This window comes from Mesorhizobium sp. M0037, assembly GCF_040323635.1.
In the GTDB taxonomy this organism is placed as follows: domain Bacteria; phylum Pseudomonadota; class Alphaproteobacteria; order Rhizobiales; family Rhizobiaceae; genus Mesorhizobium.
This window is the reverse complement of sequence record NZ_JAMYVB010000018.1, coordinates 47,972-72,754: the sequence shown is the minus strand read 5'-3', so window position 1 is coordinate 72,754 and position 24,783 is coordinate 47,972. Positions and strand designations below refer to the sequence as shown.

Here is a 24,783-nt window from a genome sequence, read left to right as displayed (position 1 = left end):
GCGCCGGGTGGGGTGACACCCTCTCAGAAGGAACAACTGGAACATCTGGAGTAGTTAGGTGACCTCTAAATCGCCCCTTCGCGTCGTCGTCGCAGGCCTCGGTAATATGGGGCGTAGCCATGCGCTGGCCTACCACACAAATCCGGGTTTCGAGATCGCAGCACTCATCAACCGCTCCGACGTGCCATTGCCGGAAGGACTGTCGGGCTATGACATCCGTCGTTCCTTCGACGATGCATTGCGCGATGAAAAGCCCGACGTCGCCTGCATCGCCACCTATTCCGACAGCCATGCCGACTATGCGGTGAAGGCATTCGAGGCCGGCTGCCACGTCTTCGTCGAGAAGCCGCTGGCAACGACGGTCGCCGACGCCAAGCGCGTCGTCGCCGCGGCCAAGGCCAACGGCAGAAAACTGGTGATCGGCTACATCCTCCGCCACCACCCGTCCTGGGTCCGGCTCATCGCCGAAGCGCGCAAGCTCGGCGGCCCTTATGTCTTCCGCATGAACCTCAACCAGCAATCGTCAGGGCCGACCTGGCAGACGCACAAGCAGCTGATGCAGACGACGTCGCCGATCGTCGATTGCGGCGTGCACTATCTCGACGTCATGCTGCAGATCACCGACGCCAGGCCGGTCGAGGTGCGCGGCATGGGGCTGCGGCTGACCGAGGAAATCGCGCCGACCATGTACAATTACGGCCATCTGCAGGTGCTGTTCGACGACGGCTCGGTCGGCTGGTACGAAGCTGCCTGGGGACCGATGATTTCGGAAACGGCGTTCTTCGTGAAGGACGTGATGTCGCCCAATGGCTGCGTGTCGATCGTCATGAAGGAAGGTGTGAAGTCGGACGACATCGACACCCACACCAAGACCTCGACCATCCGCCTGCACAGCGCTGCGACGGGTGCGGACGGCCAGTTCGCCAGGCCGGACGAGATGCTGCCGATGGACGGCGAACCCGGCCACCAGGACCTCTGCGACCTCGAACAGGCCTTCGTGCTGAAGGCGATCCGGGAAGACATCGACCTGACCCGCCACATGGACGACGCGGTGAAATCGCTCGCCGTCTGCCTTGCCGCCGATGAGAGCGTGCGCAGCGGCGCCCCAGTTAAGCTCTAGTAGGGCAAACTCTAGAACAAGGACGAAGCCGTGGGCTCGCTGGTAATCGAGAATGTGAAGAAGGCCTTCGGGCCGGTCGAGGTGCTGAAAGGCATCAACCTCGAAGTGACCGACGGCGAATTCGTCGTCTTCGTCGGCCCATCTGGCTGCGGCAAGTCAACCTTGCTCAGGGTCATCGCCGGGCTGGAGGATTCGACCTCCGGCAGGGTGGTGATCGACGGCGCCGATGTCTCGGCCACGCCCCCGGCAAAACGCGGCATTGCCATGGTGTTCCAGACGTACGCGCTCTACCCGCATCTGACGGTGAAGAACAATATGGGCCTCGGCCTCAAGCAGGCCGGCACGCCCGCCCCGGAGATCGAACGCCGCATCGGCGTCGCCTCGTCGATGCTGTCGCTGGAACCGTATCTCGAGCGGCGGCCGGCGGAACTGTCGGGCGGCCAGCGCCAGCGCGTCGCCATCGGCCGCGCCGTGGTGCGTGAGCCAAAACTGTTTCTCTTCGACGAGCCCTTGTCGAACCTCGATGCAGCGCTTCGCGTCAACACGCGACTGGAGATCGCGCAGCTGCATCGCCGGCTGAAGGCAACGATGATCTACGTCACCCATGATCAGGTCGAGGCGATGACGCTGGCCGACAAAATCGTTGTGCTCAATGCGGGAAAGATCGAACAGATCGGCGGCCCGATGGAGCTCTACAATTCGCCGGCAAACGAGTTTGTCGCCGGCTTCATCGGTTCGCCGAAGATGAATTTCATTGACGGCGCGCGGCTGGGCGAGACGGCCAAGACCATTGGCGTGCGGCCGGAGCATCTGACCGTGGATCCAAAATCCGGCGCCTGGAAGGGAACGGTGGTGCACGCCGAACATCTCGGCGCCGACACCAACCTCTATCTCGACTGCGAAAAGGCCGGGCTGATCACGGTGCGCATTTTCGGTGTCTACGACGCCGAGCCCGGTGCGACGCTGTATGCAACGCCCGAGCCGGGTAAGACATACCGGTTTGGGGCGGACGGCAAGACGATCAAGTAATCCTTCGCCGACAGCAACCACGGCGATCACACCGCGCCGAGCAGCACCGCGCCATGGATCGCCGCCTGCCAGCCCAGGGCCGCCCAGCGTATGTCCAGAGGCTCTACAACAAGCGAATGCGGCAGGCTGTCCGCGATGCGCTGCTTGAGCGTCTGGCGGGGATAGGACTTCATGTCGACGATACCGCCGCCGATCAGGATCGTCTGCGGGGAAAACAGGGCGGCTGCGGTTGCGACGGCCACCGCCTGCTGCCAGACGATTTCGTCGAGCCATTCGCGCAGCGATGGCGGCTGCCCGGCCGCCGAAAACAGATCGGCCACCGGGATATCGTAGTCTGTCGCGAGTTCGACGAGCGTTGCCCCTGAGGCATAGGTCTCGACCCGGTTTGGCGGACCGCTTTCGTCGGGCCGGTAGATCGGCATGTGGCCGATCTCGAGCGCCCAGCCGCCACCCCTGAAAATGCCGTCCTTGCCGAGATAGGCCGCACCGATGCCGGTGCCAAGATAGACCGCCAGCACCTCCTTTTGCCGCTTCACCGCGCCGGCAACGCTTTCGCCCAGCAATTGCAGCACGACGTCGCGTTCGAGCCGCACGGGAACGCGGAGCCGCGATGCCAGTTCCGTACCCAGCCGGATACCGTTCAGTTCGGGAATGTTGGCCGTGTGCAGCACCGTGTCGAAGTCGCGGTCGATGAACCCAGGCACCGTCGCAACGACCCGTGCAGGTTTGAGCCCGGCATCGCGGCAGGCTGCGGTGACCGCATCTGCCAATCCCACCACCGGCGCGCCCTGGCGCAGTTGCGCGGTCGGGTAGGTGCGGGCGAAATCCACCGGGTGGCCGCGATCGGCAAAGCCAACCTTGACTGACGTGCCGCCGATCTCGACCACGGCGATGGTCTCATCCGCCGTTTTGTCGGTCATGCGAGCGGTTCCAGGAATTCCGAAAGACAGGCGCGGAATTCCAGCCGGTAGGCGGCGCGATCCTGCGATTTGGCTGTGATGGTGCAAAGCCGGGCCGACGGAATGAGCCCGGCCAGCGTCTGTGCGTCGTCCAGTCGATGGACGAGGTCATGGTCATGGCCGATGACAAGGGTCGGCACCGCGATAGCGCGGATGTCCGCCTCGCTCACGCCCGGACCATCGCCCGCGATCGCCACCAGCAACCTACCGAACAGAACCGGGTCCGGGCGATTGAAGAAGCCTTGCAGGCTGGCGAGATTGTCCGGCGCCAGCCTCGCTAGCTCTGCGGCAACTGCGCTGTCATCGAACAGACGCCTGGCGTCAGGCGAATGGCGCATCAGGAGATCGCCGACCACGGCATAGGGCCTCATATTGGCGGGTGCAGGCTCTGACACCCAGGCTGGTCGGGCGAGCACCAGCGCCCGCACACGAGCCGGCCTGTGCACCGCCAGGCGCAGCGCCAGCGCGGCACCCATCGAGATGCCGCCGACGACGGCCGAGCCGATGCCGAGAGCGTCGGCCAGCGCTTCGACGTCTTCGGCAAACGTCGCAACCGAAAGCCGCTCGACCGGCCCGTAGCTGGATCCGCCCTGGCCCCGGCATTCGAGCGTCACCCGCCGGGTCACCGGCAGATCGGGAAACACGTCGGCGACCTGCGCGTCGTCGCCGCCTAGGCCGTGCTGAAAGATGACGGGAAGCCCGGCGCCGACGTCCCGGTAGGCAAGATCGACGCCATCGCGGCTGAAGGTCTCTTTCACGCGCGCTCGCTCTCTTCCAGTACGGTGCGCAGAAAGGCGCCGACACCTGGCGCCTCGGCCTCTGTCAGGCCATGTGTGATCAAGGGGCCGTCGAACCCGGCAGCCTTCAGGCGGCCGATGAAATGCGGGAAGTCGACCACGCCCTGTCCGGCCGCGGCAAAGCTGCCATCGGCGTGGCGGTCCTTGGCATGGGCCATGCCGATCTCGGCGGCCAGCAGATCGATGGCTTCGTCGATGAGGCGATGACGCTCCGCGCTGTCTGCCACTTCGAACAGATTGGCCGGATCGAGCACGATGCGCAGGCGCTTGCTGTTCATTTCGTCCAGCAGGCGGCGTGCGGCCCGGGCGCTGGAGAGGACATTGGCCAGTTCCGGTTCGATGCCAAGCTCGATGTCGAAGCGCTCGGCAATCGCGATCGCCGCTTCCATCTCCATCCGCAGATCGCTCCATGCCGCCTCGCTTGCATTGTCGGGATGCCAGCGCCACTGATCCTGCGCATCCCTTGTGCCGGTGCACAGCGTGATCAGGCGCGTGCCCATGTCAGCGCATGACGCAGCCAGCACCTCCAGCCGAGCAAGACCTGACACACGAACCGAGCGATCCGGGTGGATCATGTTGTAGGTTCCCGAAACCGCCGCGATCGAAACCCCGGTTTCACCGCTCGCCTCAGCGACGGACCGGGCCGCGCCGAGCTCAATGCTGTCCGGCATCGACGGCAGTCCAAGGCACGCCATGTTGAACTGCGCCGCCGTGTAGCCGCCGTCCGCGACCGCGCGCAGCACCGGCAAGGCGCCGGTGGTGGCGAAGGTCTTGGCGAAAATCCCAAGCTGCATCACACCACCCCGTCGACATCGGCCAGACGGACGGCGCGGCCGCCGGCAGCGGCCGAGCGGGCGATGGCCGCCATGCCCCTGACCGAGGCGATGCCGTCCTCGATGCCGGCGCCGATCATCGGCGCGCCATTCAGCACGACATCGGCAAAGCCTTCGAGCTGGCGGCGATAGAAGTGGCCATCCGCGCCAAGCGTCCGATGCCAACTGCCATCGGCCTCGCGGAAAAGGTCGACCTCGCTGCTCTTGAAGTACCAGGGGTTATACGTCTTCGCGAGAACGCTGCCGTTCTGGCCATAGATCTGGAACCCTTCGTGCCAGTCCATGCGCACGGCGACCGTCAGGTCGAGATGGCCGATCGTGCCGTCGGCGAAGATGGTGGTGATGAACCAGCAATAGGCGCCATAGCGCTCGGTCAGCCGGGCCTCGACCGCCTCGATCGGCCTGTGCAGATGGCGCGCCGTATCGAGGAGATGGCTGCCATGCGCCAGCATGTAGTATTGGCGCAGATCCGCCTTGGGATTGACGGCAGGCTTGCGCGCCTTGGCGCTGGTGATGATCAGCGGTTGCACCGCATCGGTCATCGGGTAGCGGTGGGTGCTGTCGCAGTACCAGCCTTTGAACGCCAGCCGCTCGCCCATTTCGTCGTCGACGAAAGCCTTTGCCGCCTGGATGCCGGGATCGAAGCGCTTCATATGGCCGACCTGGAGCACCTTGCCGCTCTTGTCGAGCGTGGCCCGCAAGCCTTCGACCTCCTCGACCGAAACGCCCAGCGGCTTTTCGCAAAGCACATGCTTGCCGGCATCGAGCGCCAGTTCCGCGGCCTTGACGTGAAAAATGTCCGATGTCGCGATGATGACGGCATCGAGATCGGGATCGGCCAGCATCAGGCCGTAGTCGGCATAGGATTTTTCAGGCGCGTAGGTCGCGGCCATCCTGTCGCGCAGATCGTCGGCGACATCGCAGATGGCATAGAGATCGGCATTGCGTGCCTTGGTGCAGGATTCGAAATGCGCCGCCTGGGCAATCGGACCGCAGCCGAGCACGCCGACACGCAGCCGCTTTTCGTCTTTGCGAGGCATGGAATCTCTCCTGATTAGCGCGCGGCGAGGCCGCGAAGTTGAAATTGCGGATCGCCCGACAAAGCTGCCTGATGCAGCAGACAGGCAGCGCCCAATGCCGGACCGTCGGCGCCGACGCGCGACAGTTCGACTGTGGGAACCGGATAACCTTCAGCCAGGAAGTCCGAGAGGAAAGCTTCCACCTGTTTGGCGACAAAGGGATAGACCGCATTGACCGAGCCGGAGAGGATGATGCGCTCCGGCTGCAAGGTGCAGGCAAGTGTCGCCAGCCCGCGACCGAACCAGAGCGCCCAGTCACGCGCGGTGGCAACGGCTGGCGGATCGCCGTCGGCCAATGCCGCCACAAACTCATGCAGGCCGGCGCGCAGTCCGCTTATGTGCAAATAGCGAGCCAGCAACGCATCCTTGCCGACATAGGATTCCAGCCGCCCCGGGCGCTTCGCGTCGAAGACAAAACCGTCGTCGCCAATGCGAAGATGACCGATTTCGCCGACGCCGCCGAGCCGGCCGCGATGCAGCCTGCCGGCATTGATGATGCCGCCGCCAACGCCGTTCTCGATCAGGATGACCAGAGCATCCTCGTCGTCCTTTCCTGGCGGCGACCGGTATGTCTCGGCCACCGCCACGGCATTGGCATCGTTTTCCAAGAGGATTGGAAAGTCCGCGCCAAAGGCAGTGCGCAAAAGCTCCGCCAGATTGACCCCATGCCAGCCAAGGATGGTGGCATGGTATGAGACGCCGTCAGCGGCGGGGAAGCCGGGCACGGCGACATTGAGCCCGTAGGGGCGCGTACCCGCAGGCAATTGCGAGCGGATCTCGGCGACGAGTTCCCCGATGATGTCGACCGCGGCTTCGGGCGTGCTACCGGGGCCGGCAAATGCCCTAGAGGCGCTCGCACGCCGCGCGCCGGCAAGGTCGACAGCTATGACTGCGATCCAGTTGACGCCGATATAAGCGCCAAGGAAGAAGCCGCCATTGCCGTCGATCTCGACCAGGATACCGGGACGGCCGACCCGACCCTCGCTATCCTGCTCGTCATCCGCTCCATCCGACCGCTCGCGCGCCAGACCGGCTTCCGTCAGCCCCAGCACCAGGGCGCCGGTGGTCGACCGGGTCAGGCCGAGATCGCGTGCGAGCGCCGCTCGGCTCGACGCGCCGGCACGAAACAGCGCCGCAAGTGCCCGCGTTTCGTTCGGCCGAAGATCGGTCGACACCAGCACGTCGTTCTCCGCAATTTGTTTGATTGACATACTAATATAATTTCTAGGCGGTTTGAAAGACCCAAGGTTGGGTGCATTGCAACAAATATTCAGCATTCCAAGCCCATTGACCCAAGTTTCAAACGATGATTTGTATCAGAAACTTACAAATTTGCATGGGAGGATGCGATGCCGGTTCTAGCGCGTCTCGAACACATCGTGAAGGATTTCGGTGCCGTTCGCGCGCTGGACAACGTCTCGCTCGACATCAATGAGGGCCAGGTTCTCGGCCTGACGGGCGACAATGGTGCCGGCAAATCGACGCTGGTCAAAACCATCGCCGGAAATTTCCAGCCGACGTCAGGCGCCTCCCAAGCCTGTCCTCCGGCCGCATCGGCCGGGGGACATCTCCTCGAAGGAAGGCTTGTCAGTTGCCCGCTTCGCAATCAGAGACTGCTTGCGTCTCTCCAGCAGGCGATCAGATGACCGTCGCCGGCCTGCCTGACGGGTGGTTGCGCCTTTCGGCAATCGGGCAGCGCGACAGGACAGCGGGCGGCAAAGGAGCATCCGGAGGTCTCGGCATCGTGTGCCGCGGCGTGGAGCTGAGCCGGAGCCCTCGGCGCCGTCTCATCCGAGGACGCGGCCAGAAGCAGCTTCGTGTAGGGGTGGTTGGGGCCACGGAAAATCTGCTCGGATGACCCCGTCTCGACCAGCCGGCCGCGATAGAGCACGCCGATCCTGTCGGCCATATAGCGCACCACCCTGAGGTCGTGGCTGATGAACAGATAGGTGGTGTCCTTGTCGCGCTGCAGGTCGTTGAGCAAATTGAGCACGGTCGCCTGCACGGAAACGTCGAGCGCAGAGGTCGGCTCGTCCAACACCACGAGCTTCGGCACGCCGGCAAAGGCGCGCGCAATCGCCGCCCGTTGGCGCTGGCCACCAGACAGCGATCTCGGCTTCTGGTCGACGGTCGTAGCGGCAAGACGAACCGAGGCCAGGAGATCGCCGACACGCTGCTTCACCTCGCTGCGGCCAAAGCCGGCGAGCCGCCGCAGCGGACGGCTGAGGATCCTGCCGATCCGCTGGCGCGGATTGAGCGTGCGGTCGGGTGACTGGAACACCATCTGCACGTCGCGGCGTTCGCTCAGGCTTCTTTTCTCGACGCGCGGCGCGACAGTGCTGCCGAACAGCTCGACCGACCCAGAGTCCGGCGTCTGCAGGCCGGTCACGATCCTTGCCAATGTCGACTTGCCGGAGCCGGATTCGCCGATCAGCCCGAATGTCTCGCCCTGGCCTATCTCCAGGTCGATATCGTACAGGACGGGCTGGGGGCCGAAGGCGTGGCTGATGCCTTTGCAGGCGACGGCGGTCGGACGTGGGGCTTCCGGCTGATCGCTGCGGACAGGCGCCAAAGGACCGGTTGCGTGCGTCTCGGCCAGCCTGCCGTCGCGCTTGGTGAAGTTGAGCGCCGGGATCGAGGCGATCAGCGCCTTGGTGTAGGCGTGAACAGGGTTCTCGAAGACATCGTTGGCGGTGCCGCTTTCGACCACCGTCCCCGACTGCATCACGGCCACCCGATCGCAGGCCCGGCGGACCATGTTGATGTCATGGCTGATCAGCAGAACGCTGGTTTTGTGATCGCGGCGCAAGTCCTGCAGGATGGCGATGATCTCGGACTGGACGCTGGCGTCGAGCGCCGTTGTCGGCTCGTCGAGCACCAGCAGCGACGGGTCGAGCGCAATGGCAATCGCGATGTTGGCGCGCTGCTGCATGCCGCCCGACAATTCATGCGGGTAGAGATCGAGCACCCGCTCCGGATTGCTCACCCTGACACGGCGGAGCAGTTCGGCGGCGCGCCCACGCGCCTCGTCCTGCCGAACTGGGCGGTGCCGCATGATCGTTTCGGTGATCTGCCGGCCGATCGTCATGGCCGGATTGAGTGCCGCACCCGGATGCTGGTAGACGGCCGCGATGCGATCGCCCCTTAGCCGGCGCAGCTGTTCGCCGGAGAGATTGCGGATCTCGCGGCGCTGGAACTCGAGCGCCGACGCGGCGATCCGGGCGTTACTCGGCAGATAGCGCAGAATAGCGAGTGCCACCGAGCTTTTGCCCGAGCCGGACTCGCCGACAAGGCCGAGCGCTTCGCCTTCGCCGATGGTGAGCGACACGCCGTTGACGGCCGGATGCGATCCCCGGCGTTCATCATAGGCGACGGTGAGCTGCTCGACGTTCAGAACCGATGACGACATGTCTTGCTGAAACCACTTTCTTTCGGCGCGGTCTTCGAGGGCAATCGCTTCCGCTTTCGCGCCGCACAATCTCTATAAAATTACTCGAATTAAGCTGGAGCGCAATCTACCTTTCACCGCTCAGGAGAGATTGTCGCAGCCGGTCGAGGCATCGCGACGGTCGCCTGAAGCAGTTCTGCAAGGAGACCGGCATGGCACGCGACCACATGATCCTCAGCGCGTTTTTCTTCAATCCGCAGGGCGATCATCGCATGTCGTGGCGCCATCCGCGCGCGCCGGGCCGCGAAGTGCTCGACTTCGACTTCTACCGCGATCTCGTCCAGTCTGCCGAGCGCGCCAGGATCGATACGATCTTCGTCGCCGACCATGTCGCGATCTGGGATTCCGTACAGAGCGGCGTAGCCCATTACGCCAATGCCCGACTGGAACCGCTGACGCTGTTGTCGGCGCTTGCCGGCGTGACCAGGCATATCGGCCTCATCACCACCGCCTCGAGCTCCTACAGCGAGCCCTACAATGTCGCCCGCATGTTTGCCACGCTCGACCATATCAGCAAGGGCAGGGCGTCTTGGAATGTGGTGACGTCGGCCATGGACGAGGAGGCCCGCAATTTCGGCCGCGACGGCAATATCGAGCACGCCTTTCGCTATGAGCGCGCCACCGAATTCCTCGATATCGTCAAGGCACTGTGGGACAGCTGGGAAGACGAAGCCCTGCTTATCGACAAGGCATCGGGCTATTTCGCCGATCCCGACAAGGTCCATGCGATCAACCACAAGGGCCCGCACTTCAAGGTGCGCGGACCGCTCAATGTCTCGCGCCCGCCGCAGGGCCATCCGCTGATCGTCCAGGCCGGCTCGTCCGAAGACGGCAAGAATTTCGCTACCGCGCATGCCGATGCGCACTTTGCCATCTACAGCACCAAGGAAGACGGCATCAACTATAGGCAGGACATCAACGAGCGCCTCGCCCGTTACGGTCGCAAGCCCGAGAGCTTCAAGATCCTGCCGGGCATCCTGCCGATCGTCGCAGCTTCCGAAGCGGAGGGACGCGAGCGGCAGGAGTATCTGCAGAGCTTGCTTCCCGATAGGGTCGGCATCGACCTTCTCTCGAGCTGGAGCGGCGTCGATCTCTCCGTATATCCGCCGGACGGCCCGCTGCCGCCGCTGCCGGACGAGAGCACCTTCAATGGCGGCCGCACCTCGCTCAATCGCGTCAAGGAATGGTCGAAGCAGAACCTCACTCTGCGCGAGATCGCTCGCAAGCTCGCCAACAGCGGTTCGGTGCCGACCGTCGTCGGCACACCGAACCAGATCGCCGATCAGCTGCAGGACTGGTTCGAGGCAGGTGCCGCCGACGGCTTCAACCTGATGTTCCCGCTGCTCCCGGAGGATTGGGTGAATTTTGCCGAGCAGGTCGTGCCGGAACTGCAGCGCCGCGGCGTATTCCCCACCGAATATGCGCCGGGGACGCTGCGTGACCGTTTCGGCCTGGCTCGGCCGGCCAACCGCTTCGCCGAACAGCGCGACAATGTGCGCGCCGTATCCTGACTTGGGGCAATTGATATGACCGCAGCGCCAAAACTTCAGCCCCGCGAAGCCACGGCTCCGCAGCTCATCAATGTTCTGCACAGCCCCAAGCGCATTCGGGTCAAATTCGCCGGCCGCACCATCGCCGACAGCCGCAACGTCCTGGTGCTGCGCTCCAACCATTTTCTGCCGATCTATTTCTTCCCGGCCTCCTCGGTGGACCGCTCGCTCTTAAAGCCGTCCGAGCATAGCCAGCGCCATCCCGTCGGTGGCGAAACCACCTATTGGAACCTGGAGACGGGAGAAAAAGCTTCGCCCAACGCGGCCTGGTCGCTTGTCGCGCCGCCGGATGAAAATCTGTCGCCGCTGGCCGGGCGTATCGCCTTCACCTGGAAGGCGGTCGACCAATGGTTCGAGGAGGAAGAAGAGGTCTTCGTCCACGCCCGCGATCCATACGCACGCATCGATGTGCTGCAGAGTTCAAGTCACGTCCAAATCTGGTTCGACGGCGAACTGATCGCCGACAGCCATCGCCCGGTGCTGCTGTTCGAAACGCATCTACCGACGCGTTTCTACCTGCACCCGGACGATGTCAGGCTCGACCGGCTGGTCGCTTCGGACAGCACGACGCGCTGTCCCTACAAGGGCATCGCCTCCTACTGGTCGGGCCGGCGCGCCGACGGCTCGGTAAGCCCCGATGTCGCCTGGAGCTACCGCGATCCCATTGCCGAAATGCCCAAGATCAGGGGCCTCATCGCCTTTTACCCGCAAGCCGTCGACCGCATCCATCTCGACGGCGAACCAGTCGCTTAAGCCATTCAACAGTCATTTCAGACAGGGGTTTCAAAATGACCAAACGCAACGACATCGATACGCTTCGCAATCTGTCCGGCGACATCTGGAACGTCGCCGTCGATGAGCACCAGGCCGGCTTCCTCAAGCGCCGCGATCTGCTGAAATACGCAGCCTTGATCGGCCTCACCGGCTTTGCCGCCTCGCAGGGACTTGCTGGTTTCGGCACTGCGCGCGCTGCCGGCGCCGGCGGCACGGTCCGCGTTGGGCTCGGACAGCCGACCAAGGCGATCGATCCCGTCTCCATCACCGATCCGGCCAGCATCGGCGTCATCAGCCAGGTCGGCGAATATCTCATCCTCGACGATCCCAAGGACGGTCTGCAGCCCAAGCTCGCTCTGTCGTGGGAGGCCGACGAGACCGCCAGCCGCTGGACCTTCAAATTGCGGCCGGGCGTGAAATTCCACGACGGCCGCACCGTCACCGCCAAGGATGTGGTGGCGAGCTTCGAGCGGCTGGTCGATCCGGCCAGCGGTTCGTCCGCTTTGTCTGCCTATAAGGGCATCCTGTCCAAGGGCGGCGCCAAGGTCGTCGACGACCAGACAGTCGCCTTTGATCTCGACGGGCCCAACAGCAACTTCCCCTTCTATGTCTCGTCCGACGTCTACAATGCCGTCATCCTGCCGGCCGACTATGCCGGCGATTTCGAGAAGAATTTCAACGGCACCGGCCCGTTCAAGCTCGAATCCTTCCGCCCCAAGCAGGGCGCCAGCTTCGTGCGCAACCCAGACTATTGGGGCGACAAGGCGCTGCCCGACCGCGTCGAGATCAAGTTCTTCGACGACGAGCAGGCGCAGGTGCTGGCGCTGCAGGCCGGCCAGCTCGACGTCATCCCGAGCACGACCCGGCTCGAACTGGCGATCGAGGGCAATCCCAACTTCAAGCTGCTCAGCGTGCAGGCAAGTTCGCATGACGAGGTGCATCTGCGGACCGACCAGGCGCCGTTCACCGACAAGCGCATCCGCCGCGCCTTGGCGCTCACCATCGACCGCGAGGCGGTGGTCAAGGGCTTGCTCAAGGGCCGCGCCATCGTCGGCAACGACACCCCGTTCGCGCCGATCTTCCCCTCGGCCGATCCGTCGGTGCCGCAGCGCAAGCAGGACATCGCCGAGGCCAAGCGCCTGCTTGGCGAGGCCGGCGTGCCGAACGGCTTCCCGGTGACGCTGACCACCGAACGCGCCTATGACATTCCCGATTATGCGGTGCTGATCCAGAACTTCGCCAAGAAGGCCGGCATCGACATCAAGCTCAACGTGCTGCCGCAGGACGCCTATTATGGCTCGGCGAAGTTCGGCTCGTCGCCATGGCTCGATTCCAATCTCGGCATCACCGATTTCGGACATCGCGGCACGCCCGACATCTTCCTCAACGCGACGCTGAAGAGTTCGGGCGCCTGGAACGCCGCGCATTTCAACAACCCGGCCTATGACGGGCTGCTGCTCGAATACGGCAAGGCCCGCGACCTTCAGGCGCAACGCCTTGCCGCGGGCAAGATCCAGACCTTGCTGCTGGACGAGACGCCGCTGATCATCAGCTACTTCTCGCAATACAGCCGCATCGTCTCGTCGAAGGTCGAGGGCGTCCGCTTCACGGCGATCTCGCATCTGCTGCTCGACCGCGTGACGTTCGCCCAGGCATGATTGCGAGACGTCCAGCCACTCCGGGCACTAAAATCCGATGCTGACCGGCCGCACTGTGTCGGCGCGGGCAGCCTCGCTTCTGCTCACGCTGTGGCTGGTCAGCATGCTGGTATTCTTCGCCGGGCAGGTTCTGCCCGGCGATGTCGGTCGCCTCATGCTCGGGCCGTTCGCCGATGCCGAGGCCGTCGCGGCGCTGAACAGGCAGCTCGGCGCCGACCAGCCGGTGCTCGTGCAATACTGGCACTGGTTCAGCAGCGTGCTGTCAGGCGATTTCGGCACCTCCCTGTCGCTGCGTCTGCCGGTGGCGCCCTTCGTTCTGGAAAGCCTCAAGCGCTCGGCGGCCCTTGCCGGAATTATCCTCGTCTTTCTGCTGCCGCTGGGCATCGGCGCCGGCATCGTCGCCGGTCTCAACCAGGGCCGCTTTATCGACCGCCTGATCGTACTCGCCGGCGTGTCCTTCGGCATCGTCCCGGACTTCGTCTCCGGCCTGCTGTTGCTCATCGTCTTCGGCCTGTGGCTGAACTGGTTCCCGATCACCGGCGCTGCTCCCGATGGCGCCGGGCTGTGGGTCAGTGGCTATTATCTGATCCTGCCGGCGCTGCCGCTGGTGCTGAACCTTGCCGGCTACATCACCCGCATGACGCGGGCCGGCGTGATCGAGGCGCTGGCCGCCGACTATACGCGCACCGCCGTCCTGAAAGGCCTCGAGCATCGCGAAATCCTCATCCGGCACGTGCTGCGCAATGCGCTGACGCCGACCATCGCCGTGCTCGCGACGCAGACCGGTTACATGCTTGGCGGGCTGGTGGTCATCGAAGCGCTGTTCGGCATACAGGGTCTCGGCAATCTGGTGCTCAACGCCGCCAAGTCGCGTGACTTCCCGATGCTCGAAGCCGGCGTGCTGGTCATGGCGACCATCTTCGTGCTGTCGGCCGCGGCAGGCGATCTCGTGAATGCCTTGCTCGATCCGCGGCAGCGCCGCCGTGTCTCGCCATGATGGAACTGATGGAATTGCCGGAGCGCCGTACGCTGGGCTGGCGGGCAGCAAGTCGCATCCGCGAGACTGTTTCGCAGCTGCCGCCCTCGGTCACCGTCGGGTCGTTGCTGCTGTTGTTCTGGGTCGGCTGCGCCGTGTTCGGCAGCCTGTTTGTGCCTTACGACCCCTATGCCGAGGATTTCCTGGTCATGCTGGCACCGCCCGACGCCGCGCACTGGTTCGGCACCGACCAGCTCGGCCGCGACGTGCTGTCGCGCATCGTCGTCGGCTCGCGCGACATCCTGCTGGTCGCGCCGGCGGCAACCCTGCTCGGCGTTGCCGCCGGCAGCGTGCTTGGGCTCGTGCTCGGCTATTTCGACGGGCTGGTCGACGCCATCGGTGCCAGGCTGCTCGACACGCTGATGGCCTTTCCCTTCATCGTTCTCGTCACCATGACGCTTGTCGCGCTCGGGCCGTCCAACCTCACCGTCATCCTGGTGATCGGCATCGCCTATGCCCCGCTGGTGGCACGGACGGTGCGTGCCGCCGTGCGCGAACAGCGCGACCGCGACTATGTCAGCGCCGCCCGCCTCGGCGGCGAGAGCGCTCTTGCCATCATGTTCCTCGAGATCCTGCCCAATGTCAGGGAAACCATCCTCATCGAGCTGGTCACAAGGCTTGGCTACGCCTTCTTTTCGATCGCCACGCTGAGCTTCCTCGGCCTCGGCATCCAGCCTCCCTCAGCCGATTGGGGACTGGCGGTCGCCGACGGCTACGGCTTCCTGACCGGCGGCAAATGGTGGGTGGTGATCTTCAACTCGGCGGCCATCGTTTCGCTTGTCATGGCAACCAATCTGATCGCGCAAGGCATGGGCGCCTTCGAAAACAGCGATCGGTGAAGAGCGCAACGCTCAGCAAAGCTGACGCGCAATCGCGGACCGTGCGCTAAAATCGTTCCTCGTGATTCGGCTCTGACAGGGCCTCAAAGCAAGGAACGGCATGAGCAAGGCCCTCATTACATTCGCATTGGTCGCGGTGCTCACCGCATTGCTCATGGCGCTCAGCCTGGCGGTCGCCAGGCACGGCTATCCCTATGGCGCGATCGGGGTGAGGCGGCTGGACGGCATCGCCGATGCCGGGTCGTTCCTGCCACTCGCCGCCGTCTATTTTTTCGGCGCCATGCTGATGATGATCCTGCCGATCCGCGCCGCCGGCATCGTCTTGACCCATGCTGCGGATGCGCTGTTCTGGGCTGTGATTGCCCTGTTCGCCACAATTGTCGGCTGTCTCGTCGCCCGCTGGGCTTTCGGCCAGAGCAGCGTGCTGTGGGCGCTCCTGAACTGGCGTTTCCTGTTCGCCGCGGCCATCGTTGGCAGCCATTTCACCATGAACGAGCTGCGCCGCAACATCCTGCTCAGGAGCTTGTTCTTCGTCATCTTCGCCGCGGCGACGCTGGCTTGCCTGTTCTGGACTTTTCCGACCTGACAGGGCCGCTTCATATTGTCCATCTTGAGGTCGCGGCTTTCATAGCCGCGCGCCATCGGCTATCCAGTCCGCAGCTAGATTTCAGCCCTCACAGTGTCGTCATTTGTCTGATAAATAATTCAGGCATACGGCACCCCCAGCGAACCAATACAAGGAAACCGCGACATGAGCCTGTTTCGTAAAAATCTGATCGATGGCGAGTGGGTGGGCGAGGCCGGCTCGCGCAACATCAATCCCTCGAACACGGGCGATGTCGTTGGCGAATATGCCTCGGCCGGCGCCGAACAGGCAAAGCAGGCCATAGCGGCGGCCAAAGCCGCCTTCCCGGCCTGGTCGCGTTCGGCGCCGCTGGTGCGCCACGCCGTGCTGAAAAAGGCGTCGGACGAGATCATGGCGCGCAAGGACGAGATCGGCCGCGCGCTGTCGCGCGAAGAGGGCAAGACGCTGGCCGAGGGCATTGGCGAGACCATCCGCGCCGCCCAGATCTTCGACTTCTTCGCCGGCGAGACGCTGCGCCTGTCGGGTGAATTGGTGCCCAGCGTGCGCCCGGGCGTCGGCGTCGAGATCACCCGCGAGGCCGTTGGCGTCGTCGGCATCATTACGCCGTGGAATTTCCCGATCGCCATTCCCACCTGGAAGATCGCGCCGGCGCTCGCCCACGGCAACACCATCGTCTTCAAGCCAGCCGAACTCGTTCCCGAAAGCGCCTGGACCATCGTCGACATCTTGCACCGCGCCGGCCTGCCGAAAGGCGTGCTCAATTTGGTCATGGGCAAGGGCTCGGTGGTCGGCCAGGCCATGCTCGACAGCCCCGACCTCAACGCCATCACCTTCACCGGCTCGGTCGGCACCGGCAGACGCGTGGCCGCGGCAAGCGTCGAGCACATGCGCAAGTTCCAGCTCGAAATGGGCGGCAAGAATCCGATGGTCGTGCTCGACGACGCCGACCTCGCCACGGCGGTCGAGTGCGCCATCAACGGCGCCTATTTCTCGACTGGCCAGCGCTGCACGGCCTCGTCGCGCCTGGTGGTGACCGAAGGCATTCATGACCGCTTCGTTGCCGTGCTCAAGGAGCGCCTGGAAAAACTCGTCATCGGCGATGCGCTTGATGCCAAGACCCAGATCGGGCCCGTCGTCGATGCGAGCCAGCTGAAGCAGGACGAGGACTATATCGCCATCGGCAGCCAGGAAGGCGCCAACCTCGCCTTCGGCGGCGAGCGGCTGGATCGCGAAACGCCCGGCTTCTACCTCCGGCCGGCGCTGTTCACCGAGAGCACCAACGCCATGCGCATTTCGCGGGAAGAAATCTTCGGCCCGGTAGCCAACGTCATTCGCGTCAAGGACTATGACGAGGCGCTTGCGGTTGCCAACGACACGCCCTTCGGCCTGACCTCCGGGATATGCACCTCTAGCCTCAAGCATGCCACGCATTTCCGGCGCAATTCCGAGGCCGGCATGGTGATGGTCAATCTGCCGACCGCCGGCGTCGATTTCCACGTCCCGTTCGGTGGCCGAAAGGGATCGAGCTACGGCCCGCGCGAGCAGGGCCGCTATGCCGCGGAGTTCTACACCACGGTGAAGACAGCCTATACATTCGCCGGCTGATCGACGGGTGACCCGATGGCAGCGGCGAAAGAGGACCTGACCTGGCTCAACCCGCCGCCGCACCATGCCTTCGGCGATGGCATCGTGCATGTGCGCACCGCCGGGGAAACCGACTTCTGGCGCGAAACCTTCTACGGTTTCTGGCGTGACAATGGCCATTTCCTGTATCGGCCGGTCGAGGGTGACTTCAGCGCCGAAGTCACGGTCAAGGGCGACTACAAGGTGCTCTACGACCAGGCCGGGCTGATGCTGCGGCTGAGTGAAACGCACTGGATCAAGGCCGGCATCGAATACACCGACGGGCTGGCTTACTTTTCGGTGGTGGTCACCAACGACACCTCGGACTGGTCGCTGCTCAGCATTCCCACCGGCCCCGACGGCGTGCGCATCCGGCTGACCCGCCATGCCGAGGCGATCCGCATCCAATATCTTGATACCACCGATGGCAAGTGGAAGCCGGTGCGGCTGGCTTATTTCCCGATCTCCAAATCCGTCGATGTCGGCATGATGTGCTGCTCGCCGCAGCGCGAAGGGTTTGAGGTAACATTCTCCGGCTTTACTGTCGGCCCGCCGATTTCCAGGCAATTGCACGACTGACGGCCATATCGATGGCGGACTAACCGTCTGCCCGATGCTGGAAGAACTGCAAAAACAGCTCCCGTTCGGTGGTTATGTCGAGCTTCTCGTAGATGCGGCGGCGGTGGTTCTTCACCGTGCCGACGGCGATGCCGAGCCGTTCCGCGATGTTGGCGGTCGGATGTCCCGCCAGGATCAACTGAACCAATTCCCGCTCGCGCAGCGACAGTTCCGGCCACAGGCTCGCAGGAATGGTCGGCTCTTGCCGGGGCGAGGCGCCGGGGCCGGTCGGCGCCGATGTGCGGGAGAACTCGGTGCCGCGCGCCTTGATGTCGAGCGCATGCAAGGCCTCGAACACCGGCAGCCGCTCGTCCAGCAGGGCGATTTCGCTCTCCTTGAAGGTGGAGGTCGAGCGGTCGAGGAAGATGCCGAGGCACCAGTCGCCGCCATCGGCCAGCATGATGCCGACCTCGTCGCAGATCTCCGACTGCGCCAGGAAGCCGGCTATGTACTGGCCGCGTTTGGCTTCGTCGTCGGCAAGCCGCTTCAGCGGCAGGATGCCCAGCCGGCGTTCACGCCGCCACGAGGCATAGAACGGGTCGAAGACGTAGTAATTGTCGAGATAGCGCCGGACCATCTCGTCGGAGAAGCGCCGGTGCTTGATGAATTCCGGCGTCTGCGTCGCCGAATATCGGGTCACGGTGACGAGATCGTGCTCGATATCGGCGCCGATCAGGTCGATCAGGCAGTCGACATGCCTGTCCGTACCGGTGGCGGCAATCGCCCTGGCGAGCGGCCCCCAGATATTGCCCATGCGCATGCCCTTTTCTCGGCTATCCCGGTCCGGCGGTCATTGTGTCTTTTGGCATATGGCGCAAGGCCGCCCAAGGAATCTAGCTTGAGCCATCCTAGAGCAATCCTGAGGCGACCGTGACCCAACCCAACCTCACCAGCCCCATCGTCGGCAATCCAATCGTCATCGGCATCGACGCCGGCGGCACCATGACCGACACGATCCTTGTCGACCAGGACGGCCACTTCAAGATCGGCAAGTCGGCAACCACGCCGAAGAACGAGGCCGAAGGCTTCCTCGCATCGGCCGAAGACGCGGCCGACGCCTGGGGCATCTCGCTGGAGCAGCTGTTCTCCGGCGTCAACGTCGTGCTCTATTCCGGCACCGGCATGCTCAACACACTGTTGTCGCGCACCGGGCGCCGGCTTGGCCTGATCACCACCAAGGGTCTGGAAGACATGATCCTGATGGGTCGCGGCCTGCAGGCCTGGGCCGACTATTCCTATGCCGACCGGCTGCATGCGGTGACCCACCATCATCCCGGTCCGCTGGTGCCGCGCCGTCGCACCCATGGCGTCACCGAGCGCATCGACCAGTTCGGCGACATCGTGCTGCCGCTCTACGAGCATGAAGTCGCGATTGCGGCCAGGAAGCTGATTGCCGACAAGGTCGAGGCGATCTGCATCATGACCATCTTCTCGCACGTCAATCCGGTGCACGAAAAGCGCATCGCCGAGATATGCCGCGAGGAGGTGCTGAAAGCCGGCGCCGACATCCTCATCTACACCAGCCACGAGGTCCGCCCGGTCATCCGCGAACAGTCGCGGCTGAACTCGGTGCTGATCGAAGCCTACGCGACGTCGCGCGGCCGCAAGCAGCTTAGGGGTATCGAGGACGTTTCGAAAAAATACGGCTTCAAATACGGCGTGCAGACGCTGCTGTCCTTTGGCGGCCTGACCTCAATCAACCATCCGCGCCTGCACGAAACCATGATTTCCGGCCCGATCGGCGGTATTCTCGGCGCGGCCTATGTCGGCAAGCTCATCGGCAACGACTCCCTGATCTGCTCGGACATGGGCGGCACCTCCTTCGACATGGGCGTCATTTCGCGCGGCCAGACGCGGATCGAGAACGAGCCGCTGATGGACCGTTTCAAGCTCAACGTGCCGACGCTGCATCTCGACACGATCGGCGCCGGCGCCGGCATGATCCTCAAGGTCGACCCGCTGACCAAGAAAGTCTCGCTCGGGCCGGAAAGCGCCGGTTCCGACCCCGGCCCCATCTGCTTCGCCAAGGGCGGCACTGAACCCACCATCGCCGATTGCGACGCCATACTAGGCCGCCTCAACCCGTATTATTTCCTCGGCGGCAAGGTCGTCTTGCAGGTCCAGAAGGCGCGCAAAGCGTTTGAGGAAAAATGCTCCAGCATCCTTGGCGTCGGTGTCGAGGAGGCTGCCGAAGGCATGATCGACATGCTGGAAGCCGATGCCAACAACGCGCTGCGCCGGGTCATTTCCGGCCAGGGCATCCATCCCTCGGAATTCACGCTGCTGTCCTATGGCGGCTCGGGTCCGCTGCATCTGGCCGGCTGCTCCAGGGGCATCGGCTTCAGGGACATCATCACCTTCCAGTTTGCCGCCGCCTTCTCGGCCTTCGGCTGCACCACCGCCGATTTCATGCGTCGGCATTCGGTCTCGACGCAGCACGACATCGGCGCCCGCGCAAGCGATGACGAGCTGCTCGCTTTCGGCAAGAAGGTCACCGACGTCTGGAATGATCTCACCAAGGCGGCGGTCGACGAGATGATCAGCGACGGCCATATCAGAGACAAGATCAAGACCGTGCCGTTCCTGATGATGCGCTACACCGGCCAGCTCGAGGATGTCGAGGTCATGGCACCGCTTGCCGAGGTCAATTCGGCTGACGACATGCGTAGGGTCATCGACGAGTTCGAGGCGGTCTACGCCAAGGTCAACCATCGCATTTCGCGCTATGGCGAAGCCGGCTTCACCATCACCGAGCTCGGATTGATCGCCACCGCCGACAAGGTCAAGCCGGTGCTCTTGAAGCGCCCGCTCGGCAAGTCGGCCCCGGCAGCAGCGCACAAGGGCGTGCGCGAGGCCTATATCGGGGGACGCTGGCACAAGGCCAATCTCTACGAGATGGACCTACTGCAGCCCGGCCATGAGGTGATCGGTCCGGCCATCATCGAACATCCCGCCACCACGCTCGTTGTTCATCCGCAGGACCGTGTCCACGTCGATGAGTGGACGCTGCTGCATTACACCCATTCTTGAAAGGGCACCGCCATGTTGGACAGACCTGCCTCGGCCCTGCGCCTTCGCGAACGGCTGCTCGATTCAGAACGGCTGATGGAAGAGACCGGCTGCTATGACGGCATCACCGAGCTCACGCTACGCAACCAGGACCCGCTGAAATTCGAGACGCTGCACACCAAGCTGCGCGCCTATTGCGTCTCGGCCCGCGAAATGGCCCGCCGCATCTCGGCCTCGCCCGGCGTGCGCGAAGTCGGCGAAATGGTGGTGGCGATCTATACGCCCGAGGGCGATGCGATCGCGCTGTCCAACGGCATCATGGTCCACGTCCACACGATGAGCCGCTTCATCAAATGGATGATCAAGAACAATTACGAGGAAAACCCGAAGATCCGCGAAGGCGACATCTTTGCCAACAACGATGCCTTCATCGGCACCGTGCAGGTGCCCGACGTCATGGACGTGGTGCCGATCTTCCATCAAGGCACGCTGGTCGGCTGGGCCGGTGCGGTCTGCCACGAGCTCGAAGCCGGCGGCATCACGCCCGGCGGCGACGTCTGCTTGGCGCAGGAGCGCTTCACCGAAGGCCTGTTCGTCTGCGCCGAGAAGATCGGCGAGAATGACGAGATCCGCCGCGACTACGTCATCCGCTGCGAGCGCAATCTACGCATGCCGATCTACTGGGTGCTCGACGAGAAGGCCAAGGTCGCCTCCTGCATCGACATGCGCGAAAGCGTCAAGCAGCTGATCTCCGAGATCGGCCTCGACTACTGGATGAAGGTGTCGAAGGAGTTCATCGAGGAGGGCCGTCGCGCCCAGCTCGCCCGCACCCGCCAGCTCACCGTGCCCGGCATTTATCGTGGCCACACCTTCTACGGCCATGTCACGGCGGGCAAGCCCGGCTTCCAGCTGCTTGGCGATCCCGACTGGCTCTACAACATCCCGATCGAGATGGAGATCACCACCGACGGCAAGATCACCATGGACTTCGAGGGCACGCAGCCCTGGGGCTACCATTCGATGAACTGCACGCCGGCCGGCATGGATGGCGGCATGTTCGTCACCTTGACCCAGCACATGAATTTCGAGGGCCTGGTCAATGACGGCGCCTGGATGGCGACCGAGCTGAAGCTGCCGCACGGCACCTGGACCAACCCCGACAATGAGATGGTGGCGACCGCCACATCCTGGGCGCTGCTGCTGCCGGCCTATGGCGTGTTCCAGCGCCTTTTGTCGCGCGGCTTCGTCGCGCGCGGCTTCGTCGAGGAGGCCTTCGTTGGCCAGGTCAACAGCCCGATGATCGAGATGGGCGGCGAAAGCCAGTACGGTACGCCGTTCGGCATGGCGCATTTCGAATGCGCCGCCGCCGGCTCCGGCGCGCTGGCCATCGCCGATGGCCTCGACACCGCCTATGTCGGCTGGAATCCGGAATCCGACATGGGCAACATCGAGGTCTGGGAACAATCGATGCCGATGGTCTATATCGGCCGCTCGATCGTCCCCAATTCAGGGGGCGCCGGCAAATATCGCGGCGGCTGTTCCTTCGTCTCGACCTGGCTGATCAACAAGACCTCGCACCTGCGACTGCACACCTCGGAACACTCCTCGCGGGTATTCGACAATGGCGGCATGTGTGGCGGCTATCCCGCGCCGACCTGCCAGAAGCATCGCGCGGTACGCAATTCCAACATCCATGAACTGGCGGCAAAAGGCGAACCGCTCGCGCATGCCCCAGGTATCGATCCGCATGTCTCCGACTACGAGAAGAACATCGGCGGCGACCATGCCGTGGTCGAAGGCCCCTACATCACCTCGCCGCACAAGTCGGGGGACATCTTCAGCCATTCCTACAATGGTGGCGGCGGTTACGGCGACGTGCTGGAGCGCGATCCGGTCAAGACCGCCTGGGATGTCGAGAACGGTTTTCTCACCCGCCAGGCGGCGATCCAGATTTTCGGCATCGTGCTGAAGGACGACGCCGAGGGTTATCCGGTTGCCGATATCGACGCCACCGTCGAACGTCGTGCCGCCATGCGCAGAGAGCGTCTGGCCAAGGCGATCCCGGTTTCCGACTGGATCGCTGCCGAACACGGCCGTGTCGAGAAGGCCGACTTCGCGCCCGAGGTGAAGAAAATGTATGCCAGCGCGATCAAGCTGTCGTCGCGCTTCACCAGGGATTTCAGCGATTTCTGGACCGTCGACGCCAGATCGATCTTCATGCCGGGAGCAAAGCCATGACCTCGTACAGCAAGGAAGTCCTCGGCGATCTCTCAGCCGGCAAGCTCCCCTGGCCTCAGACAAAGCGCATCATGAGCGCCTACAAGGACGACGACCGCTTCTTCAAGATGCTCGCCGTCTATCAGGACCGTGTCACCTGGAAGGACCCGATCCTGCTGCCGGTCTCGGATCACCTGTTCATCTGCCAGAGCGGCGACGAGCGCATCACCCGTTGCGAATGCGGCCACTCCTTCGGCGACTACCGCAAGAACTGGAAGCTCAAGGCCGCGATCAACGTGCGCAACACCGAGGCAGCGCTGCGCGAGATCTATCCCAACAGCGATATCCCCGATCCGCAATGGATGGAAATCCGCGAATTCATCTGCCCGCAATGCGGCACCATGCACGAGGTCGAGGCGGCAGCACCCGGCTATCCGATCGTGCATGATTTCGAACCCGATCTCGAAGGCTTCTATCGCGAGTGGCTGGGCAAACCGCTTTAGCGACGTGGTGACCAGCGCTGCAGGCAAGGTAGCGCTCGTCACCGGGCTGGGTCTAAGACTATGGCATCAAACGTCGGCATCGGAGATTCACTGCCCATGACAGACCTTTCCGGCCGCAGTGCGATCGTCACCGGCGGGTTTTCCGGCATGGGCTTCGCCATTGCGACGGCGTTGGCGCAGGCCGGCGCAAATGTAGCGGTCGGCTCCTACATCGCCCCCGCCGGCGCCGACAGAACCGACGCCGCCTACTATCCCGGCGCCGATGAAATCGAGCGCGTGCGGTTGGCCCTGTCGGCACACGGCACCAGGGTTTATGCCGCCCATCTCGATGTCCGCGACAGCGATGTGACCAACCGGTTTGCGGCTGACGCACAAGCCGCCATCGGCCCGGGAGACATACTGGTCAATGCCGCGGGCACCACCGCCGAACAGCCGGTCTGCGGCCATTCCGACGCACTGTGGGACAAGATCGTCGACACCAATCTGAGCGGAGCGTTCCGCGTCACCCGAGCTGTGCTGCCCGGCATGATCGAGCGCGGCTGGGGCCGTATCGTCAACATCGGCTCGACAGCGGCTTCCGTCGGCTGGAAGGACAACCCGGCCTACTGCGCCTCGAAGGCCGGGCTGCTCGGCCTTACCCGCTGCGTGGCGCTGGAAGGCGCCGCGCACGGTGTCACCTGCGTCATGATCAGCCCGACCTGGGTCGAGACCGAACTGATGCGCCGCAACGTGGCGCAGGTGGTCGAGCGTGAGGGCAACGGCAGAACCGCCGAGGAAGCGATGGCCGAGATCGCCAAGGGCAATCCCCAGCAGCGCATGCTGCAGCCGCAGGAAATCGCGGCTCTAGCCGTGTTCCTGTGCTCGGATCTGGCCAAGGGCATCACCATGGAAAACATCCAGATCACCGGCGGAGCGCTGTGGTAGCGGCCACAGTTTGAATTTTCGAACGAGCGAGCCGCATTAACGCCATTTGTCGGTTGCATGTTCGTTTTGGCCCTGCCTGCGGCAACTTTACCCCTCGCGGCAAATTTACCATTGAGTGACAGGCGATAGAGGTTATATTGTGCACTGCACAATGGATGCCCGCTGATCGGGATCCGGCAAG

21 protein-coding genes and 1 pseudogene are annotated in these 24,783 nt (G+C 63.8%); 15 read left to right on the top strand and 7 right to left on the bottom strand.

Translation table 11 applies throughout. The features are described from left to right. Window positions 1-58: 58 nt before the first annotated feature. Both NKJ78_RS24215 and NKJ78_RS24210 read left to right on the top strand, forming a co-directional pair. Window positions 59-1,120, top strand: coding sequence for a Gfo/Idh/MocA family protein (locus tag NKJ78_RS24215; RefSeq protein ID WP_352459283.1), 1,062 nt, complete (start codon window positions 59-61; stop codon window positions 1,118-1,120). Between the two features lie 30 nt (window positions 1,121-1,150). After that, complete coding sequence (locus NKJ78_RS24210) at window positions 1,151-2,149, top strand: ABC transporter ATP-binding protein (protein ID WP_023738066.1); 999 nt, start codon at window positions 1,151-1,153, stop codon at window positions 2,147-2,149. 26 nt (window positions 2,150-2,175) lie between these two features. Here NKJ78_RS24210 and NKJ78_RS24205 read toward each other — a convergent pair whose 3' ends face one another. Genes NKJ78_RS24205 through NKJ78_RS24185 form a run of 5 tightly spaced genes read right to left on the bottom strand, consistent with a single transcriptional unit; the run spans window position 2,176 to window position 7,028 of the window. After that, on the bottom strand, window positions 2,176-3,069 hold the full coding sequence (locus NKJ78_RS24205) for an ROK family protein (RefSeq protein WP_023738067.1): 894 nt from the start codon (window positions 3,067-3,069) through the stop codon (window positions 2,176-2,178). Beyond that, the gene (locus NKJ78_RS24200; RefSeq protein ID WP_023738068.1) at window positions 3,066-3,866 is read right to left on the bottom strand and encodes an alpha/beta fold hydrolase; all 801 of its coding nucleotides are present in this window, start codon (window positions 3,864-3,866) and stop codon (window positions 3,066-3,068) included. The genes NKJ78_RS24205 and NKJ78_RS24200 overlap by 4 nt, the downstream gene beginning before the upstream one ends. Continuing rightward, window positions 3,863-4,699, bottom strand: coding sequence for a sugar phosphate isomerase/epimerase family protein (locus NKJ78_RS24195; protein ID WP_023738069.1), 837 nt, complete (start codon window positions 4,697-4,699; stop codon window positions 3,863-3,865). Before NKJ78_RS24195 ends, NKJ78_RS24200 begins: the two co-directional genes overlap by 4 nt. Continuing rightward, window positions 4,699-5,778 carry a Gfo/Idh/MocA family protein gene (locus NKJ78_RS24190; RefSeq protein ID WP_023738070.1) on the bottom strand — a complete coding sequence of 360 codons (1,080 nt, stop codon included), beginning with the start codon at window positions 5,776-5,778 and terminating at the stop codon, window positions 4,699-4,701. The genes NKJ78_RS24195 and NKJ78_RS24190 overlap by 1 nt, the downstream gene beginning before the upstream one ends. Window positions 5,779-5,792: 14 nt before the next feature. Next, window positions 5,793-7,028 carry an ROK family transcriptional regulator gene (locus tag NKJ78_RS24185; RefSeq protein ID WP_050593107.1) on the bottom strand — a complete coding sequence of 412 codons (1,236 nt, stop codon included), beginning with the start codon at window positions 7,026-7,028 and terminating at the stop codon, window positions 5,793-5,795. Window positions 7,029-7,166: 138 nt separating this feature from the next. Between NKJ78_RS24185 and NKJ78_RS24180 the strand changes: the two are divergent. After that, window positions 7,167-7,346: pseudogene (locus tag NKJ78_RS24180) on the top strand (ATP-binding cassette domain-containing protein); the annotation flags it as partial. A 77-nt stretch (window positions 7,347-7,423) separates the two neighbouring features. On the opposite strand, the gene NKJ78_RS24175 reads toward NKJ78_RS24180, so the two are convergent. Continuing rightward, a complete protein-coding gene (locus NKJ78_RS24175) occupies window positions 7,424-9,226 on the bottom strand; it encodes a dipeptide ABC transporter ATP-binding protein (RefSeq protein WP_352459282.1) in 1,803 nt (600 codons plus the stop codon). Between the two features lie 191 nt (window positions 9,227-9,417). On the opposite strand from NKJ78_RS24175, the gene NKJ78_RS24170 reads away from it, so the two are divergent. From NKJ78_RS24170 to NKJ78_RS24135, 8 genes are all read left to right on the top strand, one after another. Beyond that, complete coding sequence (locus NKJ78_RS24170) at window positions 9,418-10,776, top strand: LLM class flavin-dependent oxidoreductase (protein ID WP_023738074.1); 1,359 nt, start codon at window positions 9,418-9,420, stop codon at window positions 10,774-10,776. 15 nt (window positions 10,777-10,791) lie between these two features. Further along, window positions 10,792-11,568, top strand: coding sequence for a DUF427 domain-containing protein (locus NKJ78_RS24165; RefSeq protein ID WP_023738075.1), 777 nt, complete (start codon window positions 10,792-10,794; stop codon window positions 11,566-11,568). 35 nt (window positions 11,569-11,603) lie between these two features. Beyond that, window positions 11,604-13,247 carry an ABC transporter substrate-binding protein gene (locus NKJ78_RS24160; protein ID WP_023738076.1) on the top strand — a complete coding sequence of 548 codons (1,644 nt, stop codon included), beginning with the start codon at window positions 11,604-11,606 and terminating at the stop codon, window positions 13,245-13,247. 37 nt (window positions 13,248-13,284) lie between these two features. Beyond that, window positions 13,285-14,244 carry an ABC transporter permease gene (locus tag NKJ78_RS24155; protein WP_352459281.1) on the top strand — a complete coding sequence of 320 codons (960 nt, stop codon included), beginning with the start codon at window positions 13,285-13,287 and terminating at the stop codon, window positions 14,242-14,244. Next, window positions 14,241-15,122, top strand: a complete 882-nt coding sequence (locus NKJ78_RS24150; RefSeq protein ID WP_352562654.1) for an ABC transporter permease — start codon at window positions 14,241-14,243, stop codon at window positions 15,120-15,122. The genes NKJ78_RS24155 and NKJ78_RS24150 overlap by 4 nt, the downstream gene beginning before the upstream one ends. 100 nt (window positions 15,123-15,222) lie before the next feature. Beyond that, complete coding sequence (locus NKJ78_RS24145) at window positions 15,223-15,708, top strand: hypothetical protein (RefSeq protein ID WP_023694218.1); 486 nt, start codon at window positions 15,223-15,225, stop codon at window positions 15,706-15,708. 165 nt (window positions 15,709-15,873) lie between these two features. After that, window positions 15,874-17,313 (top strand): aldehyde dehydrogenase family protein, encoded by a 1,440-nt coding sequence (locus NKJ78_RS24140; RefSeq protein WP_023738079.1) that lies wholly within the window; start codon window positions 15,874-15,876, stop codon window positions 17,311-17,313. Between the two features lie 15 nt (window positions 17,314-17,328). Continuing rightward, entirely contained in the window at window positions 17,329-17,910 is a 582-nt protein-coding gene (locus NKJ78_RS24135) for a DUF1349 domain-containing protein (RefSeq protein WP_023738080.1), read from the top strand. A 19-nt stretch (window positions 17,911-17,929) separates the two neighbouring features. Here NKJ78_RS24135 and NKJ78_RS24130 read toward each other — a convergent pair whose 3' ends face one another. Continuing rightward, a complete protein-coding gene (locus tag NKJ78_RS24130; protein WP_023834390.1) occupies window positions 17,930-18,709 on the bottom strand; it encodes a helix-turn-helix transcriptional regulator in 780 nt (259 codons plus the stop codon). 110 nt (window positions 18,710-18,819) lie between these two features. Between NKJ78_RS24130 and NKJ78_RS24125 the strand changes: the two genes are divergently transcribed. The 4 genes from NKJ78_RS24125 (at window position 18,820) to NKJ78_RS24110 (ending at window position 24,602) form a co-directional block, all read left to right on the top strand. Next, on the top strand, window positions 18,820-20,979 hold the full coding sequence (locus NKJ78_RS24125; protein WP_352459280.1) for a hydantoinase/oxoprolinase family protein: 2,160 nt from the start codon (window positions 18,820-18,822) through the stop codon (window positions 20,977-20,979). 12 nt (window positions 20,980-20,991) lie between these two features. Next, window positions 20,992-23,196, top strand: coding sequence for a hydantoinase B/oxoprolinase family protein (locus NKJ78_RS24120; RefSeq protein ID WP_023738083.1), 2,205 nt, complete (start codon window positions 20,992-20,994; stop codon window positions 23,194-23,196). Then, on the top strand, window positions 23,193-23,678 hold the full coding sequence (locus tag NKJ78_RS24115; RefSeq protein WP_023729650.1) for an acetone carboxylase subunit gamma: 486 nt from the start codon (window positions 23,193-23,195) through the stop codon (window positions 23,676-23,678). The genes NKJ78_RS24120 and NKJ78_RS24115 overlap by 4 nt, the downstream gene beginning before the upstream one ends. Before the next feature lie 96 nt (window positions 23,679-23,774). Next, window positions 23,775-24,602 (top strand): SDR family NAD(P)-dependent oxidoreductase, encoded by an 828-nt coding sequence (locus NKJ78_RS24110; RefSeq protein WP_352459279.1) that lies wholly within the window; start codon window positions 23,775-23,777, stop codon window positions 24,600-24,602. Window positions 24,603-24,783 lie beyond the last annotated feature (181 nt).

What these genes read in the sequence shown, in the direction of transcription:
- NKJ78_RS24195 (WP_023738069.1), bottom strand. Translation starts at nt 4,699, where the DNA reads ATGCAGCTTGGGATTTTCGCCAAGACCTTCGCCACCACCGGCGCCTTG.
- NKJ78_RS24135 (WP_023738080.1), top strand. Translation starts at nt 17,329, where the DNA reads ATGGCAGCGGCGAAAGAGGACCTGACCTGGCTCAACCCGCCGCCGCAC.
- NKJ78_RS24170 (WP_023738074.1), top strand. Translation starts at nt 9,418, where the DNA reads ATGGCACGCGACCACATGATCCTCAGCGCGTTTTTCTTCAATCCGCAG.
- NKJ78_RS24130 (WP_023834390.1), bottom strand. Translation starts at nt 18,709, where the DNA reads ATGCGCATGGGCAATATCTGGGGGCCGCTCGCCAGGGCGATTGCCGCC.
- NKJ78_RS24110 (WP_352459279.1), top strand. Translation starts at nt 23,775, where the DNA reads ATGACAGACCTTTCCGGCCGCAGTGCGATCGTCACCGGCGGGTTTTCC.
- NKJ78_RS24175 (WP_352459282.1), bottom strand. Translation starts at nt 9,226, where the DNA reads ATGTCGTCATCGGTTCTGAACGTCGAGCAGCTCACCGTCGCCTATGAT.
- NKJ78_RS24115 (WP_023729650.1), top strand. Translation starts at nt 23,193, where the DNA reads ATGACCTCGTACAGCAAGGAAGTCCTCGGCGATCTCTCAGCCGGCAAG.
- NKJ78_RS24145 (WP_023694218.1), top strand. Translation starts at nt 15,223, where the DNA reads ATGAGCAAGGCCCTCATTACATTCGCATTGGTCGCGGTGCTCACCGCA.
- NKJ78_RS24190 (WP_023738070.1), bottom strand. Translation starts at nt 5,778, where the DNA reads ATGCCTCGCAAAGACGAAAAGCGGCTGCGTGTCGGCGTGCTCGGCTGC.
- NKJ78_RS24165 (WP_023738075.1), top strand. Translation starts at nt 10,792, where the DNA reads ATGACCGCAGCGCCAAAACTTCAGCCCCGCGAAGCCACGGCTCCGCAG.
- NKJ78_RS24150 (WP_352562654.1), top strand. Translation starts at nt 14,241, where the DNA reads ATGATGGAACTGATGGAATTGCCGGAGCGCCGTACGCTGGGCTGGCGG.
- NKJ78_RS24155 (WP_352459281.1), top strand. Translation starts at nt 13,285, where the DNA reads ATGCTGACCGGCCGCACTGTGTCGGCGCGGGCAGCCTCGCTTCTGCTC.
- NKJ78_RS24205 (WP_023738067.1), bottom strand. Translation starts at nt 3,069, where the DNA reads ATGACCGACAAAACGGCGGATGAGACCATCGCCGTGGTCGAGATCGGC.
- NKJ78_RS24140 (WP_023738079.1), top strand. Translation starts at nt 15,874, where the DNA reads ATGAGCCTGTTTCGTAAAAATCTGATCGATGGCGAGTGGGTGGGCGAG.
- NKJ78_RS24185 (WP_050593107.1), bottom strand. Translation starts at nt 7,028, where the DNA reads ATGTCAATCAAACAAATTGCGGAGAACGACGTGCTGGTGTCGACCGAT.
- NKJ78_RS24160 (WP_023738076.1), top strand. Translation starts at nt 11,604, where the DNA reads ATGACCAAACGCAACGACATCGATACGCTTCGCAATCTGTCCGGCGAC.
- NKJ78_RS24120 (WP_023738083.1), top strand. Translation starts at nt 20,992, where the DNA reads ATGTTGGACAGACCTGCCTCGGCCCTGCGCCTTCGCGAACGGCTGCTC.